General features: G+C 47.0%; 20 protein-coding genes. 7 read left to right on the top strand and 13 right to left on the bottom strand.

The annotated features are described in order from the left end of the window. Positions 1-31 precede the first annotated feature (31 nt). Both HB364_RS19055 and HB364_RS19060 read right to left on the bottom strand, forming a co-directional pair. Positions 32-1,318: an RNA polymerase sigma factor gene (locus HB364_RS19055; RefSeq protein WP_167289885.1), complete on the bottom strand. Its 1,287-nt coding sequence runs from the start codon at positions 1,316-1,318 to the stop codon at positions 32-34. Positions 1,319-1,404: 86 nt separating this feature from the next. Then, complete coding sequence (locus HB364_RS19060) at positions 1,405-1,764, bottom strand: YciI family protein (protein ID WP_167289886.1); 360 nt, start codon at positions 1,762-1,764, stop codon at positions 1,405-1,407. A 635-nt stretch (positions 1,765-2,399) separates the two neighbouring features. Here HB364_RS19060 and HB364_RS19065 point away from each other — a divergent pair. Continuing rightward, positions 2,400-3,278 carry a bestrophin family protein gene (locus tag HB364_RS19065; protein WP_167289887.1) on the top strand — a complete coding sequence of 293 codons (879 nt, stop codon included), beginning with the start codon at positions 2,400-2,402 and terminating at the stop codon, positions 3,276-3,278. Positions 3,279-3,344: 66 nt separating this feature from the next. Here HB364_RS19065 and HB364_RS19070 read toward each other — a convergent pair whose 3' ends face one another. The 5 genes from HB364_RS19070 to HB364_RS19090 all read right to left on the bottom strand — a co-directional run bounded on the left by HB364_RS19070 (position 3,345) and on the right by HB364_RS19090 (position 7,501). Continuing rightward, complete coding sequence (locus HB364_RS19070; protein ID WP_167289888.1) at positions 3,345-4,181, bottom strand: hypothetical protein; 837 nt, start codon at positions 4,179-4,181, stop codon at positions 3,345-3,347. Positions 4,182-4,245: 64 nt separating this feature from the next. Then, positions 4,246-4,764 carry a hypothetical protein gene (locus tag HB364_RS19075; RefSeq protein WP_167289889.1) on the bottom strand — a complete coding sequence of 173 codons (519 nt, stop codon included), beginning with the start codon at positions 4,762-4,764 and terminating at the stop codon, positions 4,246-4,248. A gap of 182 nt (positions 4,765-4,946) precedes the next feature. Beyond that, entirely contained in the window at positions 4,947-5,831 is an 885-nt protein-coding gene (locus HB364_RS19080; RefSeq protein WP_167289890.1) for a YihY/virulence factor BrkB family protein, read from the bottom strand. A gap of 78 nt (positions 5,832-5,909) precedes the next feature. Further along, the gene (locus HB364_RS19085; protein ID WP_167289891.1) at positions 5,910-6,650 is read right to left on the bottom strand and encodes a LytR/AlgR family response regulator transcription factor; all 741 of its coding nucleotides are present in this window, start codon (positions 6,648-6,650) and stop codon (positions 5,910-5,912) included. Positions 6,651-6,736: 86 nt separating this feature from the next. Next, positions 6,737-7,501 (bottom strand): T9SS type A sorting domain-containing protein, encoded by a 765-nt coding sequence (locus HB364_RS19090; protein ID WP_167289892.1) that lies wholly within the window; start codon positions 7,499-7,501, stop codon positions 6,737-6,739. A gap of 121 nt (positions 7,502-7,622) precedes the next feature. On the opposite strand from HB364_RS19090, the gene HB364_RS19095 reads away from it, so the two are divergent. Beyond that, positions 7,623-10,796, top strand: a complete 3,174-nt coding sequence (locus HB364_RS19095) for a ligand-binding sensor domain-containing protein (RefSeq protein WP_167289893.1) — start codon at positions 7,623-7,625, stop codon at positions 10,794-10,796. Positions 10,797-10,876: 80 nt separating this feature from the next. Here the strand turns inward: HB364_RS19095 and HB364_RS19100 are convergent, their stop codons facing one another. After that, positions 10,877-11,692 (bottom strand): hypothetical protein, encoded by an 816-nt coding sequence (locus tag HB364_RS19100; RefSeq protein WP_167289894.1) that lies wholly within the window; start codon positions 11,690-11,692, stop codon positions 10,877-10,879. 926 nt (positions 11,693-12,618) lie between these two features. On the opposite strand from HB364_RS19100, the gene HB364_RS19105 reads away from it, so the two are divergent. Continuing rightward, positions 12,619-14,538 (top strand): BamA/TamA family outer membrane protein, encoded by a 1,920-nt coding sequence (locus HB364_RS19105; protein WP_167289895.1) that lies wholly within the window; start codon positions 12,619-12,621, stop codon positions 14,536-14,538. 248 nt (positions 14,539-14,786) lie between these two features. On the opposite strand, the gene HB364_RS19110 is transcribed toward HB364_RS19105, so the two are convergent. Beyond that, entirely contained in the window at positions 14,787-16,013 is a 1,227-nt protein-coding gene (locus HB364_RS19110) for a sterol desaturase family protein (protein ID WP_167289896.1), read from the bottom strand. A 33-nt stretch (positions 16,014-16,046) separates the two neighbouring features. Next, positions 16,047-16,367 carry a hypothetical protein gene (locus tag HB364_RS19115; RefSeq protein WP_167289897.1) on the bottom strand — a complete coding sequence of 107 codons (321 nt, stop codon included), beginning with the start codon at positions 16,365-16,367 and terminating at the stop codon, positions 16,047-16,049. A 355-nt stretch (positions 16,368-16,722) separates the two neighbouring features. Here HB364_RS19115 and HB364_RS19120 point away from each other — a divergent pair, with 355 nt between their 5' ends. Continuing rightward, on the top strand, positions 16,723-17,592 hold the full coding sequence (locus HB364_RS19120) for a DUF4382 domain-containing protein (RefSeq protein ID WP_167289898.1): 870 nt from the start codon (positions 16,723-16,725) through the stop codon (positions 17,590-17,592). 102 nt (positions 17,593-17,694) lie between these two features. Beyond that, positions 17,695-18,051 carry a 6-carboxytetrahydropterin synthase QueD gene (gene queD / locus HB364_RS19125; protein WP_167289899.1) on the top strand — a complete coding sequence of 119 codons (357 nt, stop codon included), beginning with the start codon at positions 17,695-17,697 and terminating at the stop codon, positions 18,049-18,051. Between the two features lie 38 nt (positions 18,052-18,089). On the opposite strand, the gene HB364_RS19130 is transcribed toward queD, so the two are convergent. Continuing rightward, entirely contained in the window at positions 18,090-18,524 is a 435-nt protein-coding gene (locus tag HB364_RS19130) for a DoxX family protein (RefSeq protein WP_167289900.1), read from the bottom strand. 273 nt (positions 18,525-18,797) lie between these two features. Here HB364_RS19130 and HB364_RS19135 point away from each other — a divergent pair, with 273 nt between their 5' ends. After that, positions 18,798-19,850 carry a hypothetical protein gene (locus HB364_RS19135; RefSeq protein ID WP_167289901.1) on the top strand — a complete coding sequence of 351 codons (1,053 nt, stop codon included), beginning with the start codon at positions 18,798-18,800 and terminating at the stop codon, positions 19,848-19,850. Between the two features lie 135 nt (positions 19,851-19,985). Here the strand turns inward: HB364_RS19135 and HB364_RS19140 are convergent, their stop codons facing one another. Beyond that, a complete protein-coding gene (locus HB364_RS19140) occupies positions 19,986-21,824 on the bottom strand; it encodes a M61 family metallopeptidase (protein WP_167289902.1) in 1,839 nt (612 codons plus the stop codon). 102 nt (positions 21,825-21,926) lie between these two features. Between HB364_RS19140 and HB364_RS19145 the strand changes: the two genes are divergently transcribed. Further along, positions 21,927-22,403 carry a nucleoside deaminase gene (locus HB364_RS19145; protein WP_167289903.1) on the top strand — a complete coding sequence of 159 codons (477 nt, stop codon included), beginning with the start codon at positions 21,927-21,929 and terminating at the stop codon, positions 22,401-22,403. On the opposite strand, the gene HB364_RS19150 is transcribed toward HB364_RS19145, so the two are convergent. Next, on the bottom strand, positions 22,400-22,759 hold the full coding sequence (locus HB364_RS19150; RefSeq protein WP_167289904.1) for a hypothetical protein: 360 nt from the start codon (positions 22,757-22,759) through the stop codon (positions 22,400-22,402). The two genes, HB364_RS19145 and HB364_RS19150, sit on opposite strands and share 4 nt — an antisense overlap. Positions 22,760-22,762 lie beyond the last annotated feature (3 nt).

The following is a 22,762-nucleotide window of genomic DNA, read 5'->3' on the forward strand; positions in this document are numbered from 1 at the left end:
TGTGTTAGAATCGCAGGAAGCGTGGCTTCTTTTAGCTGAGGTGGATTTTCTCCAATTGATTGATCTTTTCCAGGATGAGCTTTTTTTCTGCGAGGGAAGTGGTGAGCTCATGCGCCTGCTGTAGAAGTTTACGGGCATTGATGCAGTCGCCCACCTGGCTATACAGGTCGCCCATGACGGCGCTGTACAGGTATTGGGTGGCCAACAGTTTGTCAATGCCTTCAATTTGCCGGATCTCCCGGAGGGCTTGTCCGGCCTGATCCAGTTGTGCCAGTACAATGGCGCGGTTCAGCTTCACCAGTGCGGTTGGTTTTTGTTCCAGCAACAGGTCATAGAGGTAGAGCATGCGCTCCCAGTTGGTTTGTTCGAAGCTGCCGGCCATGCAATGTTCCGCTGCAATGGCCGATTCAATATGAAAGATGGTCAGCTCCTGTCCCTGCGAGGAATGATTGAGGTATTGAAAGCCTTTGTTGATAAGGTCTTTATCCCAGGTATTGCGGTCCTGGTGTTGCAGTAGGATGATGGTATTGTTTTCTCCTATGCGGCTTTCAAAGCGGGATGCCTGGAAACACATGAGGGCCAGCAGGGCAAAGGTGGCCGGCCGGTTGCCTACCGCATGGTTAGACAGCAGGACCACCAGGCGCATGGCTTCCACGCAGCAGTCGCGGCGTATCAGCTCATCTTCCTTACAGGAGTTATACCCTTCATTAAACAGCAGGTATAATACAGCATACACGATCTCCAGCCGTTCTGTGAGCTGGTTGCCTATGGGAATCTCCAAAGCAATGTGTTCTTCCTGCAGGAATTGTTTGGCTCGATAGAGCCGTTTCTGGATGGTGGCTTCGTTGGTTACCAAAGCCCGGGCGATTTCTGCCGTACTGAAACCGGAGATGGTTTTTAAGGTCAGCGCTATCTGGTCTTCTTCTTTCAGGGAAGGATGGCAGCAGGCGAAGATCATACGCAACTGGCTGTCGGCAATTTCAGTATCGAGGAAAAACTGCGCTGCTGTCTCCACTGCTTCATCGGCCTGTGCCTGTAGTTGTTGGGCGAGGTCTTCTGAATACAGACGTGTCAGGTGCTGCCGGCGGATGATGTCAATGGCTTTGTTTTTAGCTACCCGCATGAGCCATGCTGCCGGGTTATCGGGCAACTGGCCATAACGCCAGGTTTGTGCCGCTTTCAGGAATGCTTCCTGGACCACATCTTCCACCATGCTGAGGTTATGTATACCAAATACACGGGTAAGCACAGCCATCATTTTCCCGGATTCATGCCGGAAAAGATGCTCCACAACCTGCTGAGGTGATTCGTGTGACACGTTGCTGCGTTGAATGGCTGGTTAGCGGATACCAGTTACCTGTACCGGCAACTGGTAATCCGTAACGGTATATTGTGTTTTGGGTTTTATGCTTCTGCTGGTTTCGGCACGACCATTACTTCCCGTACTTCTATGCTTCCATTGATGTCGAAATCGGGATATCCCCTGGTGAGTTTTATGGCCTCCTCTATATTATTGGCCTTGACAATGAAGTAACCGCCTACGAGTTCCTTGCTTTCTGCAAAAGGCCCATCCGTTGCTACGGCATTTTTACCGGATACGATCTTTCCTCCTTTCATCAGCGGGCGGCCTTCTACATATACGCCTTCGCTCCTGAGCTGCTTTACCCAATTGATCCATTTGTACATATTGCTTTCCGCTTCCTGGGCGCTCAAATTCAGGTCTTCATAATAGGGGGCTTTGAAAATGAACATAAACTCTTTCATAATACTGTGTTTTAAGATTAATAATGCAGTTGCCGCCAGTATGACGAACAAAGAAGAAGGCGCAGGACAAATTTGAGAAAATATTTCCGGGCAGCGCTATCCGCCTATAAAAACCCGGCATTAGCCGGGTTTTATGTGTTTCAAGGATAGTATGTTGTATAGGTTTATGGAACGATAAAGGTTTTGCTGTGCCTGGGTTTGGTAATGGGCTATTTCCACATGGCCGGCAGGAATAAATGTAAAAAATACTCATTATTTGTGTAATAGTACGTTTCTTATGATCTGTAAGGCGCAATAAGTCATGAACCCAGCCGGGAATATTGGTGTTTACGAAAAAGCGCCTTAATTTTACGCTGTTCAGTTAGCCGATCTTTACACTCCGTACCTCCGGCAAAACGGTAATCCTTGAGTAACTCCACCCATTTCTTTCGATTGCTATCTAACCAAAAGATATGAGAGGTTGTCAAAGGGGCCTTATTTCGCAATAAAACAAAGGGGGAAAACGCAATGATGAAGAACATGAATGATTAAAACTTTGCGTTCTTTGGTTTATCCGCGTAAGCGGTATACGGAATATTTAAAGCTTCTTTTGTACAACCTCTTTTTCATTTCCTGCAGGCGGCTATTTTTGTAGTATGATCACTTATAATCCTAAAGACTGGTTTACTTTTATTTTCCGCTTTCATAAAGCCGATACGTTACGGTCACTGACGCCGCTTATATTGGGTATTTGTGTGTATTCGGGTATCATTGCTGTTTTGGAGATTGAGATTTTCCGGCTCAGCCAGAATAATTACCTGAAGAATATTTCGATGATGAATACTCTACTGAGCTTTGTGATCTCGATGTTGCTGGTATTCCGTACAAATACGGCTTATGACCGCTGGTGGGAAGGACGTAAGCTCTGGGGTTCCCTGGTCAATAACAGCCGGAACCTGGCTATTAAGATGAATGCCATGCTGGAGCCTACTGATGAGGGTAACCGCGCTTTTTTCCGCCGGGTCATTCCTATGTATGCTTCTGTGCTTTCCCGGCACCTTGGCGCCGAGAGCACCCGGCTGGCGCTGGATGAAAAAGAACATCCTGAACTGGGCCAACTGGATGCGGCCAAGCATGTACCCAACCAGGTAGCCGCTTTGTTACTGCAACGGGTAAACCGCCTATACCAGGAGGGTATTATTAAAGGCGATCAACTGATTACGTTGAATGCGGAACTGCAGTCTTTTACCGATGTATGCGGCGCCTGTGAGCGGATCAAGAATACTCCCATTCCTTTCTCCTATAGTGTATTCCTGAAGAAGTTCATTTTCTTTTATGTGATGACGCTGCCGCTGAGCTTTGTGTTCAGCATGGGCTATATCACGATCCCTGTAGTAGCCTTTATTTTTTATGTGCTGGCCAGCCTTGAGCTGATCGCGGAAGAGATTGAAGATCCCTTTGGCGATGATGCCAATGACCTTCCTACGCAAAAGATTGCGGATAATATCAGGAAGCATGTCAGGGAAATATTGTAACTGCTTTTGTAAAGTACCCTTCGACAGGCTCAGGGTGACATTGCTCAGGGTGACAGCTTATCCTATTTATAATGTAAACCGGATGGCGGTTACTATGTAAAAGAGGTTGGTTCCCTGTTCTGAAAGATCGGGCCGCCCGGGAACGGAAATTAGATTTTCCGGTATTACGTAAGACGGGTTTACGATCAGTTGCACTTTTTTGTAACCATAGACTACCGGGCATGACAGTTCGTAAGAGAGCAGGTTGAACCGGCTGCTGCTCCGGGTGATTGCTTCCTGCCCTGCCGGGAAAATGAGGAATTGCTTATCCTGGTAATAAGTTTCTGTAAAACGCTGCGTACCTGCATAGAGATAAACAGATGGATCAATAACGAGCACGCCGGGGCCCAGTTGCTCTGTTCTGAAGAGATGGTCCAGGCCTGCAAAGGCAGTAAAGTCTGCTGCATCACTCCATTTTACATCCCCGCCAACGTTGAGGTTGAGTATTTTATTGGTATGGGATAGGTTGATGCCGGCGGAACCTTTCAGGGCCGATTGAACCAGGCCACTTTGTTTGTCATAGAAAAAGCCATTGACAAAGATGTTACCTGTCCAGTTTTCTTTCTTATTCTTAAACCGGTAACCTGTTTCCACAATGGAGGCTGCATATTTGGTAGCAAGCTCATTGCTGATGAATGCAAAGCTGGCATTGAGGTAGATCCCATTCCGGAAGTTGATGCCGGTAAAGGGAATGAATGCTTTACTGTGGAGGCTATCGGTTCTGCCATAGTAGTTGATGGCGGAGTTATAGGCGGCGCCTATAACAAAGTTTGTTTTGCTGCCGGTGGAAGCAGAATCGGATACCTGACTGTATCCGTAGATGGACAGCAGGCTTACAGACCCGTATAACAGAAATGCTTTCATAACAGGTGATTGTGTAGGGAAGGAAGAAATCCTCCACGCAGGAGGATTTCCCGGTTTGTTGTTATTAATGTGATCTAACTTTTGATGCTGTGGCAACGGTTGTTGCAGAGCTTACCTGTACAGATTTGTCGCTTGTTGCTTCAGCTACTTTGCCGGTTGTTGATTTTACGGCAGACTCTGTACGGGTTTTGATCTCCTTTACTTTTTCTACTGCTTTTTCCTTTGTATCTGTTATTGTTTCTTTTGCAGTGCTGGTCACCGTTTGGTTTATTTCACTGTTTGATTGGGCATTCACCTGCAGGTCCCCATCCAGGCCGGCGTTTACTGCTGCTGTTGTGTTGGTGTTGCCTGCAACAGTCGCATTGCTGCCTGTTGTCAACGTTTTTGTTGCCTGCAATGCCTTGCTGGTGGCCGCTTGTGTGCTGAGCGTAGTGGCCCTTAATGCATTGCTAACCCCTGCTGTGTTGATCCCTGTTAGTACTTTTGCAGTAGCTGATGTAGCTCCTGTTAATCCCAATTGTGCGCTGGCCGTTGATGTTGCGGCCATGGAAATAGCGATCAGACATACTTTGATAGTCTTCATAACTGTGTGTTTTAGTAAATAAAAAAGTTACGATCTTACGGCGGGGTATATTGTTCCACATTATGAAACAGGTACTTATACTGCCGCAGGATGGGCAGGGCGCTGTTTCAAACCGGGTACGTATAAGAGACCGTGAGAAATATCAAAAGTTTAACGCCGGTGACCGCCAGTTTTTATTTTCTTTATTCCATTTCAGCAGGAGATAGTTTGTATTTCAGGGCATGGTGGTGTGGAATGACCGGTTGGCGTTTATGTGCGGCCCATACTTTCAGAAAACTGGCGCCGTAGTAGAACATGAAGGAGCAATAGAATACAAAGAGCAGGAGCAATACAAAAGAGGTGGAAGTGGCGTAGATGTTTTTGATGGCACTGTACGACAGCAATACGCCCAGTATCATTTTCCCTATGGTAAAGAGCAAACTGGTAAAGAGGGCCCCTCCGATTGTTACACGCCAGGTAGTATATCCATCGGCCAGGTATTTAAACAGGGCGGCGAACCAGGCTGTAGCGGCGGCTATGGAGATGAGTTGTTTTAAAAGCCTTACCAGGAATACCACCCGCTCCGGTAACAGGGATATTACGCCTTCTGCAAAGAGTACCGACAGGAAGAGGATGCCTGCGAAGATAATGGCTATGAATGACCTGCCTCTTTGCTTTAGCTGTAGTTTTAACCCGTAACCGTCTTTTATACGTATATCCCATAACTGGTTCAATGAATCCCTGATGACTTTAAAAAGGGTAGTGGCTACGAAGAGCAGGAAGACGAACAGGCCGGCGGCAATGTACCAGGTTTGTACCAGCGAACGTACGTTGCGCAGGGTTTCCCGCATTTCATCCACTGCATTGGGGCCTAGTATGTCGGTAAGCCCGCTGAAGAACTGCCGGCCAATGGTCCTGCGGCCCATGATGAGCCCGAAGATCTGTATGAGCAGGATGAGGATAGCCGGCAGGGCAAAGGTGGTAAAGAATGCTGTGGCGGCTGCCATGCGCAAGGGATCATTTTTTTTAAATTCCCGGTAAGCGGCCTTTAATAATCCGAGCAATGTGACAGCAGCGCGAAAAACCATTATACATCCATTTTAGACTTCATTATCAATTACAGGGTCTGGAAATGAAGGTAACTAAAATGATGAATTAGCGTTGTATTATATCTTTTCCAGGAGGTTAAGGAAGTCCTGTTTTTTGTTTCTTGATACAGGTATGTTGGAGCCATTGGCCATGATGACTTCCCCGCCATCGCCCCGTATGTATTTTTGTACGTAGCGCAGGTTGATGAGGTAGCTGTTGTGGATACGGCAAAATCCTTTGCTTTCCAGTACTTCTTCCACCTCTTTGAGGGTTTTGGAAATGAGCGATACTTTGCCATTGTTCAGGAAGAAGCGGGTATAGCCGCCCTCGGACTCACAGTAATAGATGTCTTCGCTTTGCAGTATCTGCAAGCCTTCGAGGGTGGGCAGGGCAATACGGTCGCCTGCTTTTTGCCTGTTGAGGTATTCGATCAACCCTTCTATTTGGTTGGAGGGTTGGGATGAACGTTGCTGTGCGGCCCTTTGTACGGCCTGTACGAGTTCATCCTTGTCTACCGGTTTTAAGATATAATCCAGCGCATTGTGTCGAATGGCCTTGATGGCATATTCATTGTAGGCGGTGGTAAAGATGAGCTTGAAATTGGTATAGCGGCAGGCTTCCAGCATATCAAAACCATTCATGCCGGGCATTTCTATATCAAGGAATACCATGTCGGGCCGGTGAAGGGTGATGGCATCCACGCCTGCCTGACCATCAGCGCAGGAAGCCAGCACTTGTACCTGCGGGCAAAATTTCTGTAGTAAGAGGGCCAGCACATCGCGGCAGTGTTTTTCGTCATCAACAATAATAGCGGTCATGGTTGTTTTAATTTCATGGTGAGTATAACAGTTGTTCCGGCGGCCTGCCCGGCAGCGTCATAAAGATCGGAAATCTGCAGTAAGGTTTATTGTTTAATGATTTTGAGGGCAGGGAAGGTGTTACCGGCCGACCGGATGAAATAGGTAGCAGGTGGCAGGGCATGCAGGTCCCAGTTGATGGTATTCAATCCCTGTTGCAGGGCTACCGGCTTGACCGCTACCTGCTGACCACTCATGTTGATGATAGACCAGGTGTCACTTATTTTCTGTGTGCTGTTGACGGCAATGGAAATTTTCCCTACAACCGGATTGGGGAATACAGACACGCCGCCGGTTAGTTCCTTTTTGATGATGACAATGGGAGAATATTTAAAGCTGAGGTCTTTATCGAAGATCTTGAGTCGATAATAAGTAACGGGGGCGAAGGGGGCGGCATCAATGGCATCGTACCAGGTGGGCGTGGTGCTGTTACCTTTGCTTTTAACAATGGTCAACGTTGTAAAGTGTATGCCATCGGCAGCCCGCTCTACCTGGTAATGATCGGTATTGAACTCCTGGGCTGTTTTCCATTCCAGGAATGTTTGACCTTCCCTGATGGCACCCGTAAAGTAAGTGAGGGTTACTGGCAGTGGATTGTTCAGCCCTACGGCAAGCGGTTGCTGAAAGCCCTGGGTAAGCAAGAGGTTGCCATTGCTGACGGTAGTGGTGGCTATCTCCCCCAGGGTGAAGGAAATTTGGCAGTTGGGGGCTACCAGGTCGGCACCGGCAGGCGCTATTGTTTTCCGCTCCAGGGATTGCGCTTTTGCTGCGAGTACACCCGACATGGCCATGAGTAGTATAAGATGTTTCATTAGTGCTGATTTACGCCACCAAATTAGGGCGGATGGCAGGGGGCGGGAAGCCAAGATGAATAACTGGTAGCATTGGGTTAATAACTAACATGGCAGTCTTCTTCTGTATTTCTATCTTTGAATGATCAATTTATCGTCCATCGCCTCCAACGTGAACAAAAAACTGCTGTTTGGTATTATTGGCCTTTTGTGGCACCTGCTCACTGTTGCCCAGTCGCAGGACTTTGTATTTAAGACTTTTACCACTAAAGACGGGCTTTCTTATAATTTGGTGAACAGTCTTTGGCAGGACCGGGAAGGGTATATCTGGATAGGTACTTTCAACGGGCTGAACCGGTATGATGGATCCCGCTTTGTAGTATTTAAATATGACCGTAATAACCCTCATTCCCTGGCCCATAATAATGTTAGTGCCATCTGTGAAGACAAAACAGGGGATATATGGCTGGGAACACCTAATGGTGTAAGCCGGTATAATAAGGAGCGTAACCTTTTTATTAATTACCTGCTTGCAACAGGATCCGGGGATGCTTCCCGGGAAAATGACGTGAGCAATATTGTTTGTGATCATGAAGGTACTATCTGGGTAACTACTTTAGGAGGGCTGTATGAATTTATTCCGGGCAGCGATCATTTTAAAAGATACAGATTTGATCCTGCTGATTCTACTACATTAAGTTCAAACCGGGTGCACCGTAATGCTATGACGCTGGATCCTAAGCATCAGTTATTATGGATCGGCACAGTAAGTGGTATTAATTGTTTTGATATAAAGAAGAAGGTGGCCTTCAGTTACCGCCATAACCCGCAGCAGTTGCCCTTATTTGATAATCACAATACTTATCCGTTGACTTTTGATAAACTGGGCAGACTGGTGTATGGTGACTATAACCGGAATCAGATTGTTTATTATTCGCCGGATACCAAATCATTGGCGGATACTGATGCAATAGTGAAAAATAACCCCGGGAATAGTTCTGCTCCTTTATCCCAGCTATTCTTTGATAGAAATAACAATGCCTGGGCCAGCAGTGCGCATTATTTTGTGACTTACAAACAAGCGAACCAGGAAACCTGGCGGGAGGTAACACATGATGCAGCCAGCCCATCCAGTATTGGTTCTGATTTCTTCTGGGCAGCCCTGCAAACCCGGGATGGTGCTGTGTATATTGGCGGCTTGTATGGGTTGTCTGTTTATAATCCTGCCCATACTTTTCGTTCGGTACACAAGCCTGTACAGCAACTGCCAGCACTTAAAAAGTCGCCTAACTTTAATTCCCTTGCTGCCGATGAGCAAGGTGTTTTATGGCTGGGCAGTATAGGGAAGGGGTTAGTGCGTTATGACTTTACTACCAACCAGTATGAACATTTCATGGTACCTGCCCGGGGGAAAACGGAAGTGGCTGTTAATACTATTATACATATCGCCCGTATTGATGATGAGCTTTGGTTAAGCACGAATGAAGGTATCCATATCTTCAATCCGGTTACCCACCGGTTCAGGCAATTCAATCCTGCGGGACCTGAAGAACGATTAGATGAGGCCTATATTCACTGGACCTATATGGACAAGCGAAGGCAGATCTGGTTTTCTGCCTGGTCAAAGTTCCTTTACCGCTATGATCCTGCAACCAGGCAATGTGTGCGTTATAACCCGGATAGTGTGCATGTTGATCCTTCTAAAGGCAGTTATGTGAAATCAATATCAGAGGATAAGCAGGGTAATGTATGGATGGGTACTTACTCTGGCAGGCTGTACAAATATAACCGGGCCAGGGATGATTTTGAATCTTTTATTCCTGACCGGAATAAAAAGCCATTGGTTTTGCAACGGCCCATTAATGATCTTTATGCCGATGAAAGAGGCAAGGTATGGATGGCAACAGAAGGTGGAGGGCTTATTCGTTTTGATCCGGCAGACAATAGTTTTAAATCATGGATGGAGGCGGACGGCCTAATTATGGATGTGTGTAAAACAGTGCTGCCGGATAAGCAAGGTAAGATCTGGATAGGGACCTATGAAGGTTATACCCTATTCGATCCTTTGAATGAAAGCATTGAGAATCCTTATATAGATTTTGGTCAACGGGAGAATAATTTTTTCTCAGGGGGACGGTGCTTGTTGAATGATGGCAGGCTGGTTTTTTGTAGCGTGGGTAGTTTTATAGTGGTAGATCCCTTGCAGATCAATACCAAGCGTAATAAACCCGTTCCGGTAATCAGTGGCATTACCGTCTTTGAGAAACTGACGCCGCTCTACCGGAATAACAGTTCTGTGAACCTTACTTATAAGGAGAACTTTTTTACAATTGACTTTTCTACGCTGAGCCTGCATCAGGATGCTGCTATTGAATATGCCTACCGCCTGGTGAATTATGATAAGGACTGGGTGATCAGCAACCGCAATTTTGCTCCTTATACAGGCGTAAGCGGCGGCGATTATCAGTTTGAAGTGAAAGCCCGCTATAAAGATGGTCCCTGGAGTGAGGCCACCGTCCTGTCTATTTATATTAAGCCGCCTTTTTGGGAAACCTGGTGGTTCCGGATTGTGGTGGGGCTGCTGGTGATCGCGTGTATTGTACTGATCGTAAAGCTGCGTGAAAAAAGGCTGGTGAAAGAGCAGCAGGTGAAGAGTGAGTTCCGGGAAAGGCTTACTTCTTCGGAGATGAAAGCCCTGCGGTCGCAGATGAACCCGCATTTCCTGTACAACTCCTTGAATGCCATTCGCCTGTTCGTACTGCAAAACGACAGTGACAATGCCGAGAAGTACCTGGTAAAGTTTGCCCGCCTGATGCGGCTGATCCTGGACAATTCCCGGCAGGACTGGATCAACCTGGGCAGCGAGGTGGAACAATTGCAGTTGTACCTGGAGCTGGAGCAACTGCGGTTCGACAATAAGTTTGATTTCTCTGTGCAGGTTGATGCTTCGTTGCACAAGGAGAATACTTCTGTGCCCCCGATGATCATACAGCCTTATATTGAGAATTCCATTTTGCATGGCATTGCCCATAAAAAGAGTAAGGGAATGATCACGGTGACTATCCAGCCCTCCAACGGTCACCTGGAGTGTATCGTGGAAGATGACGGGGTAGGTCGGGGCAAGGCGCAGGAATTAAAGAGTAAGAAGTTAACCTCCCATAAAAGCGTTGGCCTGCAGGTAACCAGGGAACGTTTGCAGCTTATCAGTGAGCGTACGGGCAAAGCGGCCGGTGTGGAGGTGGTAGACTTGTATAATGGTGTACAGGAAGCTACTGGCACCAAAGTGATTATCTGCCTGCCATTGGTATCGCAATAACGCCTAATTTTTAAGGACCTGATAAAATAAAAACTCCCTGCATGATGCAAGGGAGTTTTTCATTATTAACTGATCGCGCCTTATCGTATTTGCTGGTATTGGTATTCGGCTGTTTCTTTAAGAATACCCCATTCCTGCCATTTCCGGGTTTTTACATAACCATTTTCATTGAGGCTATAGATGTAGCTGGTACTTTTTGTAATGGTATTGTTGGGTATGAATGTTTGTTTTATGCTCATTGGAAGGTAATCACTGAATTTGCCGTATAACTGCAGGTATCTTTCTATTTCTGCTGTTTCGGGATTGATGGGGCTTTTGTCGACTTTCGGACCGATAATTACAAGATTGTATTTAATGGCGGTTGTGTTGGTCAAGACACCCTGCTTGCTATAGTAATTGATCTTTTCCAGGTTTCCATCGACATTGTAGGTAAATTCATAACGTTCGTCTGCATCATCGGGGTTTACCTGTTTGATGAGCTGGTTGTTGAAGTATTCATATTTCCAGCTCCATTGAAAATCGACCAAATCACCTTTGTATTTTTTAAAGGTAGAGTGGTAGCATTTTCCACTGCCATTGATCATCGTATAATTGGTAGAGTATTTTTTGTTGTCAATGTAGTTGGTGGCTATTACTCCATTGAATACCCAGGAATATTCGATGTAGTTGGTGGGGCTGAAGATGACCCTCCACAGTTTTCCGTCGTTCTGGTAGTGCAGATAAGTATTTCCCTGTTTGGTGAGGCGGAATTTGGTTGCCGGGAGGAGGACATTGGTTTGTGTTTCTGTTATTTCATTGGTGCCTGCCTGTGCCGGAGGTGTGGTTTCTTTTTTACAGGAGGTAATGCCTGCTACGATTACCAGGAGGGCCATTACGAGGTGCTTAACATTTTTCATTTTCATGTTTGATTTAAATGATTAAAGATTGAATGAATGCGGTCGCAAAGTTGGGGTGTATATGGGCGGGGAAGAAAGGGGGATGAATAACTGGTGTGTACGGGGAGATAATTAACGGGGTGAGGTTGTGGTGGGTTGTTAGCGCCTTCGACAGGCTCAGGCTGACAGGGAAATAAAAAAACTCCCTCTTTAGACAAAGAGGGAGTTGGGTAAACCATCCAATATGTATTCCTTTGAAAAAACTGTAACCTGTGTTGGGAAAAAAGAACCGGGACTGATCTTGCTCGCTTACTGCACTTCATTCATGGTGTTACGGGTTTGGCTGACTTGATTTCCTTCACAATACTTCACTGCCGTAATGCCTGAATAAATTCGTTTTCAATGTCTGCTATACTTGTCTCACGTCTCTCTGCACAAAGTCCCGGCTTTTTTAGTTGTCTGATAAGCCGTACGGATAAGGGTTAAATGAACTGCTGTTCCCACGGGCCGCTCTGCCTCTGCTTCTGCATCTTTTGTGGTACGAAAACAGGGTACGTGTTGAAAACAAAAGGAACAAAGACCATGCTGACAAGGTTTAATATTCTGATAAGGTTCTCTGGTCTGATAAGGTTCATCTGGTTAATTGTTCCTTTGTTGACACAAAGCTACTACGTACAGCATCCTATAGAAAGAAGTATTGAGCAAAGTGTAGTTATTGGTTAATGAATGGTGGCAAATTGCCTATAAGTTGTTGGGCGGAGGCTGTAGATGACCTTAAAAGAGATGTATTTACCGGGCTACGTTTGTAGAAACTGCCTTCAACGGCCCTTCGACAGGCTCAGGGTGACAATGCTCAGCACAGGTTAACAAAATATTAAGCCATTATTGGCCACTACCCACTTGCGGGGTATCGCTTTTGCAGCGCTAATTCTATCTAAAAGCTTATTTTGCCGTTCATAATCAGGTGGGAAGCTATGCTGTTCAAGTGGTTATTCATTTTTTTTTGTTGTGCCCTGGCCCTGTTGCCGGCGATAGAATCGCCGGCCCAGGTAACGCCTGATACTGCCATTAAGAAGGTCGACCTGAAGTCTGATACCGTAAAGAGGGCCTCTATTGATAGCTTTATCCTGAAACGCAAAGGGCTGCTGGGCAAGCTGGCCCGGAACCTGCTTTCCAATAATCCCACCGGGGATGTGGTTACCGGCCCCATCAGGAACGACCTGCTTTTCAGTATTTATAATGGCCGGGTCATCCGCAGTATTACGATCGCCGGACTTGATTTCGGTACGCTTATTACAGATACCAGCAAAACGTTTAAGAACTGGCTCACGAACCTGGCCAATAATTTCCATCATAAGACAAGGGGCTACGTGATCAGGAATAACCTGTTCTTTAAGGTGGGCGACCGGGTATTCCCTTACCTGCTGGCCGATAATGAACGTCACCTGCGTGATCAGCCTTATTTGCAGGATGCCAGGATTGTGATACGGTCATCCGACAGGAGTTTTGATTCAGTGGACATCACCATTTTTACCAAAGATGTATTGTCTATCGGCGGCTCCTTCCGTATGCACAATAGTACCAGCGTGAGCGGAACGATCCGGGAAGATAACCTGGGCGGCTGGGGCGACCGCCTGCAGGGCAGCCTGCTGTATGATCAGCAACGCAAGGAGAAGGTTGGTTATGGCGCGGAATTTATTAAGCGGAATATTGCCGGTTCTTTTATTGATGGGTATGTAGGCTACGATGATTTTAATGATGCCTTTAACAGCGGGCGGGATGAGGAGATCACTTATTATGCCCGGCTGATCAGGCCATTGGTACATCCTTACCTGCGGTTTACTTATGCCGGTGAGGTGGCCTACCACAAGACGCAAAATATGTATCTCCCCGATTCTATTTATGAGTCTGACGCCCACTATCGCTATTTTAATTATGATACCTGGCTGGGATGGAATACCGGTGCTTATAGTGTGGGTAATGTACAAAACCAGAACGGCCGTACGCGTACGTTGCTGGGCGTGCGTTTTTTCAGGAAGCAGTTCCAGGAGGTGCCGAAGGTGTTTTCGGAGGAGTTTTATTATGACTATATTGATAGGGTAGCTGCCCTGGGCTCTGTTTCGATTTTCCGGCAGGATTTTTATAAGGTGCGTTATGTGTATGGTTTTGGCCGTAATGAAGACGTTCCTGAAGGTGTTGATGTTTCACTTACTGCAGGCTGGACAAGGACGCAGGGAAGGGACCGGCCTTATGCCGGCATTGATTTCCAGCGGTTTTATTTCACTGAGAAGGAAGATTATTTTAATTATACTGCCCGCATAGGCGGCTACCTGCATAAGAATACGCTGGAAGATGTGGACATTCTGTTTAACCTGGACTTTTTCTCCCGCCTGCAAACGCTGAGCAAGAAATGGAAGCAGCGTAGTTTTCTCAGCGCGGGCATTACCCTGCAGGCAGGTACAGAACTGAATCCCCCGCTGTTCCTGGAAAGCCCGTTTGGCCTGCCGGAAATGCGCAACGGGAAAAGGACGTTTGGAGAGATACGCACTACAGTAAAGGGTGAATCTGTCTTTTTTAGTCCCTGGATGTTTTTGAATTTCCGGTTTGCTCCTTTTATTTTTGGTAATGCTACCCTACTTACTCCTGAAAAGCAGGACCTCAAGAAGAGTGATCTTTACTCCAGTGTAGGGGGCGGTATACGCACCCGTAATGAAAGCCTTATTTTCGGGACGATCGAGTTAAAGGGCTATTTTTTTCCCCGCAAGAATTATTTTGGCGATCGCTGGCGGATAGAGGCGAATTCGAGTGTTAAGTTCAAGTACAACCGCCAGTATATTAAGCGGCCTGAGATTATTATTGCGAATTAAAGAAAAAGGCAGTGTAGAAACACCGCCCGTTCATCAACGATTGCTTGCCATACGAAAAAGAAGTTTGACTCATGTGACACATAGTGGCATGCTGCTATGCAATAAAATTGAAGGCGATGTAGAAACATCACCCGGAGGTTCAGGTATGAAAGTTGAACCGATGCAATGCAGTTACGGGTGGAGTCGAACCACCGTAGAAGGTCTTGCCAACCTTCGCCTGTCCACTCGGCCACGTAACTCGTGTTATGTTAGGAGCGCCTGTGCCGGTGATATACCCATTGGAGGTAATACACGCGGATGGTGTTGAAGTACGCCACCAACAGGATGGCTGCAAACAACGCCAGGATATTGAGCCACACAGCCGGATACACCATTATGAATCCTATGGTGAGGGTTAGTAAGCGTAAAAACTCCAGGTAATAGATCCACTGCTTCTGTTCCATGATTGCCCCGCAATTGATGAGGGTCAGCAATATGGCCAGCGAGATGAGTACCTGCTGTGTTAATGGTAGGTAATGGTCAAACAGGATGAATATAAAGAGCAGGGCAATGGTTAAGCCAATTTGCCATACTACATACCTGTTCAATGGCTTGTCGAACGGCGCATTGCTTTGCCGTATCCTGAAGCGATCTTCCGCTATTTCCCGTACAGCGGGATCGATTTGTTCGGGTTTACTGAACAATAGCTTGAATTTGTTCCATCCCCCTTTGGTGCGCCGGATAGCGTAGGTAAGCTCGGCCAGAAAATGGAAGTGCTGCCACAGGAAGCTATAGCTTTTTATAGGATGCGTTAAGCCATATTTGATCTCAATATTGTCTTCCTCCTTTTGAAAGGTGCCAAAGAGCTTATCCCAGATGATGAATACATCGCCATAGTTTTTGTCGAGGTACTGTTCGTTGCTGGCATGGTGTACCCGGTGGTGTGAAGGGGTTACCAGCACATATTCCAGGATACCCAATTTGCCGATGAGCCGGGTATGGATGAAAAACGGGTAAAGTCCGTGTACCAGTAAGATACTGGTGATCATAGGCGCCGGGAATCCGAGCAAAGGCAATATTGTCCAGAAGCCGGTGCGTATGAAGGCCTGTAATACCGTAATGCGCGCCGATACGGTATAGTTGAAATCCTCACTCTGGTGGTGGACGATATGGGCTGCCCAGAAGATGTTGATCTCATGGGCCAGGCGGTGATACCAGTACCACATAAAGTCGGTGCACAGCAATAACAGGATCCAGAGTAAGAGGTTGGGCTTTATGTTGAACAGCCCATAGTGTTTTTGAATGTAATCGTATACGAAATAGAATAATCCAACCACCCAAACATCCATCAGCCGTTCGGCAATGCCAATACTGATGTTGGCAATAGAATGGTGCAGGTTAAAGTAAGGTAGTTTTTTGCGCCTTGCCACTACATATTCCAATATCATGAACGAAACAAAAAGCGGTACTGCAAAGGCCAGTATGTTTAGTTTCATAGTGAACTGTATTGTTTATGGAGTAGCGGATGACTATTTCGGATCGAGTTTTATGATGGTTCTTTTTGCGGGGTCCTGGATGCTTATTTTCCGGGACCTGTATTTAGGATGTTCTACTACAAGGGTTACCGGTAGCTGCTGCCAGGTAGAGATGCTGAATACCCCATCTTTACCGGAGAGCGCTTCTTCTTCACCGGATATGATATAGATGTAAGCATTTTCCACCTGCCTGCCATTGAGGCTATGGATAACGTTACCTTCTATTTTTACCGGTTTGGACGGAAATACGTCTGAAGGGTTCATGATGAGCGCCGGTACTGCTATGAGCCAGCTATAAGCGGATGTAGATTTCATGTTACGTGTTTGGATGAACAATGAGTGTATGTTCCTGTTATAAGGAATTACCTACATCGTGCTTTTGAGTTTTGTGGTAGCATCTGCAATAGATTCTGAGTGCAATAATAGGAATATATATTAAGTCTACCAAACTGGTGGACTTTTATTTTTTACAGGTGAGAATGATATGGTGGGAATAGGTGGTCCGTGGGACACGAACCACGGGGGCGGCGGTACGTAACAGACATTCAAATGGTTGGGTAATGATGCATGCCGGTTATATATTATTTTTATCCACTTTTTAGGGCATAGGCATAGAAGTTGTAATATAAAAACCGGACGGTTTTATTCACCACTAAAACGCTTACATACTATGACCACTAAAAGAAAGCTATTGAGCTTATGCTCAATGGTAGTGACTATCACTATTGTTTTCTTTGCCTGTTCTAAAGATGATTCCCTGCATGATGAACCGGTGCCTGCCGGTAAGCAACAGGTTAAGTTGTACCTCACTGATGATCCCGCTTTATTTGACAAGGTTTTGATTGATATCCGGAGTGTTCAGGTATTGATTGACACCTGCGATAAAAGCAACGATGATAATGATGACCGTGGCCATCATGACGATGACAACGATGATCATTGCGTAAACTGGGATTCATTGGATATTGTACCAGGTGTGTACGACCTGCTTTCTTTACGCAACGGTGTTGATACTTTACTGGCCAGTGGTATTATACCTGAGGGTAAGATCAAAAAGATCAAGATTGAGCTGGGTACTAATAACTCCCTGGTGAAAGACAGTGTTACTTATCCGCTGAACCTTTTCCCCGGTACCCAGGCTACGATTGTGCTGAAGCTGAAAGGCGGGGAATGGGATGAGTTCCTGCCGGGCCGCAGCCAGTTATGGCTTGACTTTGATGTATCAAGGTCTATTATCGCGGTAAGGGGTAAGTTCCTGCTGTGGCCGGTGATTAAGGTGTTTACGGTAAAAACTACCGGCAGCCTGGAAGGCAAAGTACTGCCTAAAGACGCCTATCCTGTCATCAGTGTGTACAATGCGACGGATACGGGTTATGCGATTCCCTGGCACAATGGCGAGTTCAAGGTGCGTGGGCTGAAGGAGGGCACTTATGATGTATTTGTTAATGCCTCCAATGGCTACCAGGATACTACGATCACCGGGGTAGAGATCATCCGGAACAAGGAGACTGATCTGCCGGCGATCACCTTGCATAAATAGTAACAATTACCATTAGATCAGATACCAATTGAAGAAGGTGGGGCTGTTTTCAGCTCCACTTTTTTATGGATAAGCCCGTAACTTTGCGACTTAAGGATTTGTATGCTGATTTATAAAGAGTTTACATTCGATTCTGCCCACTATTTGCCCAATGTGCCCGATGGCCATAAATGCAAGGAGATGCATGGGCATACTTACCGCCTGCGGATCTGGATCAAGGGGCAGCCCGATAAGCACCTGGGCTGGGTCATGGATTTTGCCGTGCTGAAGGGCATTGTAAAGCCGGTGGTAGCTGAACTGGACCACAAATGCATGAATAATGTAGCCGGGCTGGAGAACCCAACCTGTGAACTGATTGCGGTATGGATCTGGAACCGGCTGAAGCCCTTTCTGCCTGAAATGGACCACCTGGAGTTGCATGAAACGCCTACTTCCGGCGTAATTTATAACGGGGAATAGCTCTGAGGTCTGAGGTTTGAAGTCCGAAGATCCCTGCATTACTTGGGGTTCAGTCTGAAGTAGTTGTCCAGCGACAGGGGGCCTCCGCCTTCTACGAGGAAGAATACCAGCAACAAAAAGATGATGGTTGTAAAGGGCAGTTCGGCGCCTGAAGCGAAGATGCCATATTCATTGGCCAGGATAATGATGGCGGCCACCAGAATGGGTATCTGGAGCAGTACGGCCCAGCGGGTGAGCAGCCCGATGATGATGAGGACCCCACCCAGCAGGTGCGCCCAGGTAATGATGATGATGATCGCATCGGCAGAAGAGCTGAAGATGGTATTATACAGCAGTTGATGGGTGTGGACGGAGTTAAACATGAAGGAGATGCCTTTGTAGATGAGGCAAAGTCCCAGTGCGACCCGTATTACTACCAGCCAGCGGGGATGATGCACAAGGCTCCAGTTGTGGATTTGTTGAAGCGTACCCATGGCAGATGATTTTAAAGAACAAATGAATGCTATCTCTATAAAGTTACGCCTATTATCAGGTTAATGCTTGCATCAGGGATTAATTTTGCGGCCTGTGCCGGGCCTGTTTTAGCAAGGTGTTATGCATGTGTGCGGTATCCGAAAGCGACTTATACACGCTTACATACTATTTTTATTGATGGCACGTTTTTAGTGTTACGTATATTGCAATCTTCTATGAACCAAACACAAAAGGCAGTAGCTGCCCAATCTTCCCTTAAAATGTTTTTCACTATGAACAGAAAGACCTGGCTCCAGGCTGCCGCATTGAATGCTTCTGCGGTTGTATGTATTGCTTTATTTAGCAATTGCGGGTCCAGCTCTGCTGAGACAGCGGCCATTGCCCAAAATTCCACGGACACTTCGGAGAAAAAGACGCCTGCCGGACAGGAGGCGCCAGCCACCATACTGGATACAGCCTGGTATGATGCCAGCACGAAGCTGATGGTAAATGGTGATTCAACCGGCAAATGGCCGGTAAAGGCGGATTACCCGTTGCCCGGCGCTATCCTGCCCATGAAGCGTGTACTGGCCTATTATGGCAACCTGTATTCCAAGCAGATGGGCATTTTGGGCGAACTGCCTGAGCAACAGATGCTGGAAAAGCTCCAGGGGGAAGTGAAACGCTGGCAGGCTGCTGACACTTCAGTAGAAGTGGTGCCGGCGCTGCATTATATCGCCGTTACTGCACAGGGAAGCCCGGGCGCTGCCGGTAAGTACCGCCTGCGGATGCCTTTTAAGGAGATCGATAAGGTATTGGCGATGGCAACAAAGATCAACGCACTGGTATTCATTGATATACAGGTGGGATTGGGAACGGTGCAGGAAGAAGTGCCCCAACTGGAGAAGTATTTTAAGATGCCGCATGTGCATTTTGGTATTGATCCTGAGTTTTCTATGAAAACGGGCGCCAAGCCAGGCTCTGTGATCGGCAGCTTTGATGCGGCTGACATTAATTACGTGACGAACTACCTGGCAAAGATTGTAAAGGAGAATAACCTGCCTCCCAAGATGCTGGTGATACACCGCTTCACCCAGGCGATGGTTACGAATTATAAGCAGATCAAGATACAGCCCGAAGTACAGATCGTGATGGATATGGACGGATGGGGTGCCAAGGCCAGGAAGATCACTACTTACAAGTCATTTATTCATAGAGAACCTGTTCAGTTTACCGGATTCAAACTGTTTTATAAGAACGATTTCCGGGAACCGGGCAGCCGTATTATGACGCCGGAAGAGGTACTGAGCCTGAAGCCGAAGCCGATGTATATACAGTATCAGTAGACGGCAGTCGGCAATCGGCAGTGGTGGATGGGTTTTGGAAAGTAGTTACTGGTTTAAACTGCTGAATGTTTAAATAAAATGAAATGGCCTTGCAAGGTGTTATTCCTGCAAGGCCATTTTGCTTTTATAAGATTGTTAGAAGCCTTGTTGTTTTGCTTTGTTGCCGAACCAGTTTTTGCGGAACTGCAACTGTTCGGCTGTAGGTGTCTGACCTTCTTTTTCTAAGGTTGTGAGGCTATAGTAGGGGCTCCCTGCCAGCGTAAGGGTGGCTGTTTTGTCCTCGCCCCGGTGCTGGTATTCTATCTTGATCGCATCGCCGGGCTTATGCTCTTTCAGTATGGATTCTACATCACTTTGCTTTTTCACCGGCTTACCATCCAGCGATAGTAGCTGATCGTCTATATCCAGGCCTGCATTGTAGAGTGGTGTGCCGATGATGGTGTTGGAGGCAATGGAGAGGCTGGCGCCTTCCTTGTATTGCACGTTGCCTATCCAGGCTTTGCCTTCATTGGGCTTTTTTAATACCAGTCCTGCTTTTTCCAGCAGTGGCTTGTAGTTAAAGGATTCATGGCCGGTTATGTACCTGGCGAAGAAGTCTTCTGCAAATTTCTTGTCGCCGGTAAGGTCGGCCAATACATTTTCCAGTCCGCTGATGGTATAGGCGTCTTCTGTTTTACCAAATTTCTTCCAGAGAGCTGTCATGTAGCTGTCGAGCGTGAGGTTATTGAACCGGGTGCGTAGTTCCAGCTCCAGGGCCAGGGCGATGGCGCCTCCATAGGGATAGTAGGAGGTATACATGTTGCCATAGTTGCTTTTGTCAATGGCTACGCCGGCATCTACAAATACGGCATGACGGCTCATTTCTGCCGGGGAAAATCTTTTGGCGCCGGCTGTATTTTCCTTGGTATTGATGAGGCCGGCGAGGGAAGGCAGGAACTCGTCTACAGTCTGGAAGCCGGAGCGGGTGATGAGCAGGTCGCCATAGTATTGGGTAAAGCCTTCGGCACACCACAATTCATTGCTCATGTTGCTTTTCTCGAAGTTGAAAGGTTCCAGTGTTTTAGGGCGTATACGCTCTACGTTCCAGCAGTGGAAGAACTCATGGGAGAAAACATCGAGCAGGTAGTTGTTGCCGTCAAAGCCGGCAGGGATGCTGATCATGGTAGAGTTGCGGTGTTCCATACCGTCGCCCTTTACCCAGGGATTGATGCTGGCAATGAAGGTGTAGGTACCGTAGTCAAAAGCGGGCACTTCGCCATAGATGGCCTGGGCTTCCTCCGTGATGGTTTGTACTTTACGGGCAAAGGCCGTTGCGGCTGAATCACTGGCTTTGGCTTCCATGGCCAACCTGAAGGTGTAGGTTTTGCCATTGGCATTTTTGAGGGTCCACTCTTTCCAGATGAGGTCGCCAATTTTGGTGGGACTGTCCATGAAGTATTGCAATCCCGGTGCAGTGAAGAGGGTAGGGCTGCCATTCACCGGTTTTAACTGGGTGGCAATGGTCCATTTTTTCCCTTCGGGGATATCGAATTTGATGTCTATAGGTGCTTTTTCCATGCCTTTTACCCACATAAAGGCTGCGGGCATGTTGAAGTGGATGCTGGTTTCATCAATGCCGGCATAGGTGCCATCGGGATGGTTGGCGTATAAGGTGTATTCTACCCGTACATAGCCGTCCTGCCTGGGCACTTCGTAGACATCGCCATCAATACGGTTGATGGTGATGGGTTTTCCTGTTCTGTCAAAGGCTTTGACGTCATATACGTTTTTACCAAATTCGTGGGTGGCATAGCGGCCCGGTGAAGAGCGGCTCATGCGGAAGATGGCTGTTCTGCTGGTAATGTCTGAAGCAATGACCCTGATCTTAGCTTCATGGTGAACGATGTTGGGAAAGGATACGATGTAGCTCACTTTTTGAGCAACCACAGCGGACAAGGACGATAAGCAAAGCGAAAACAAAAGAAGTTTCTTCATTTTGAAGTTTTATGAATGGACAAGATAGAGAAATATTTTGGCAGGCCGTCTTCGGGTAAGCCCTGCCGGATTTTTGTAATTTAGGGGTCAAATTAAGCTGATATGACGGAAAGGGAACATCGTTTTATGCAGGCGGCTATTGAACTGGCGCGTAAGGGTATGGATACTGGCGAAGGGGGGCCTTTCGGTTGTGTGATCGTGCGGGGAGATGAGATCGTGGGGCAGGGCTGCAATGCTGTTACTTCCAATAATGACCCTACTGCCCATGCAGAGGTAGTGGCTATCCGTAATGCGTGTAATCACCTGCAGACGTATCAGCTTACGGGTTGTGAGTTGTATACGTCCTGTGAGCCATGTCCCATGTGTATGGGGGCTATTTACTGGGCGCGTCCGGACCGGGTATTTTTTGGCGGAACGCGTTTTGATGCGGCGTTTGCAGGGTTTGATGATTCTTTTATTTATGAGGAGCTGAATGTGCCCCTGCCCAACAGGCGGATACCTATCGAGAATATCGGCCGGGAGGAAGCGATCAAGGTTTTTGAAGAGTGGATGAAGAAGCCGAATAAGATCAGCTATTAGTTCTGTAGTTTTTTGATAACGATGTAGGCAATGACGATGAGCAGCAGGATGAGGAAGATAGCGAGGTAGGTCCAGGGCTGGTCCTGGATCTTGCGGCGCTCGCGGCGTTGTTTTTTATGCTGGATGTATTGATTAAGTTCCTTGTTCAGTTGATCTACATATATATTGAGGTCTTTTTTGGCAGTAAAGTCCTGCAGGCCTTCCATGGCCTCATTGGCGAAGTCATTATCCACCATCCAACGTTCTACCTCATGTTTTTCCTGCTCAGACAGTTTGCCGGCCAGGTAGTCCATGAGCTTCTGGTTGTCAATGTCCTTGTTACTGTTTGATAATATGTTTAACAAGTCGCGGTTCATGGT

This window comes from Paraflavitalea devenefica, from assembly GCF_011759375.1.
In the GTDB taxonomy this organism is placed as follows: Bacteria; Bacteroidota; Bacteroidia; order Chitinophagales; family Chitinophagaceae; genus Paraflavitalea; species Paraflavitalea devenefica.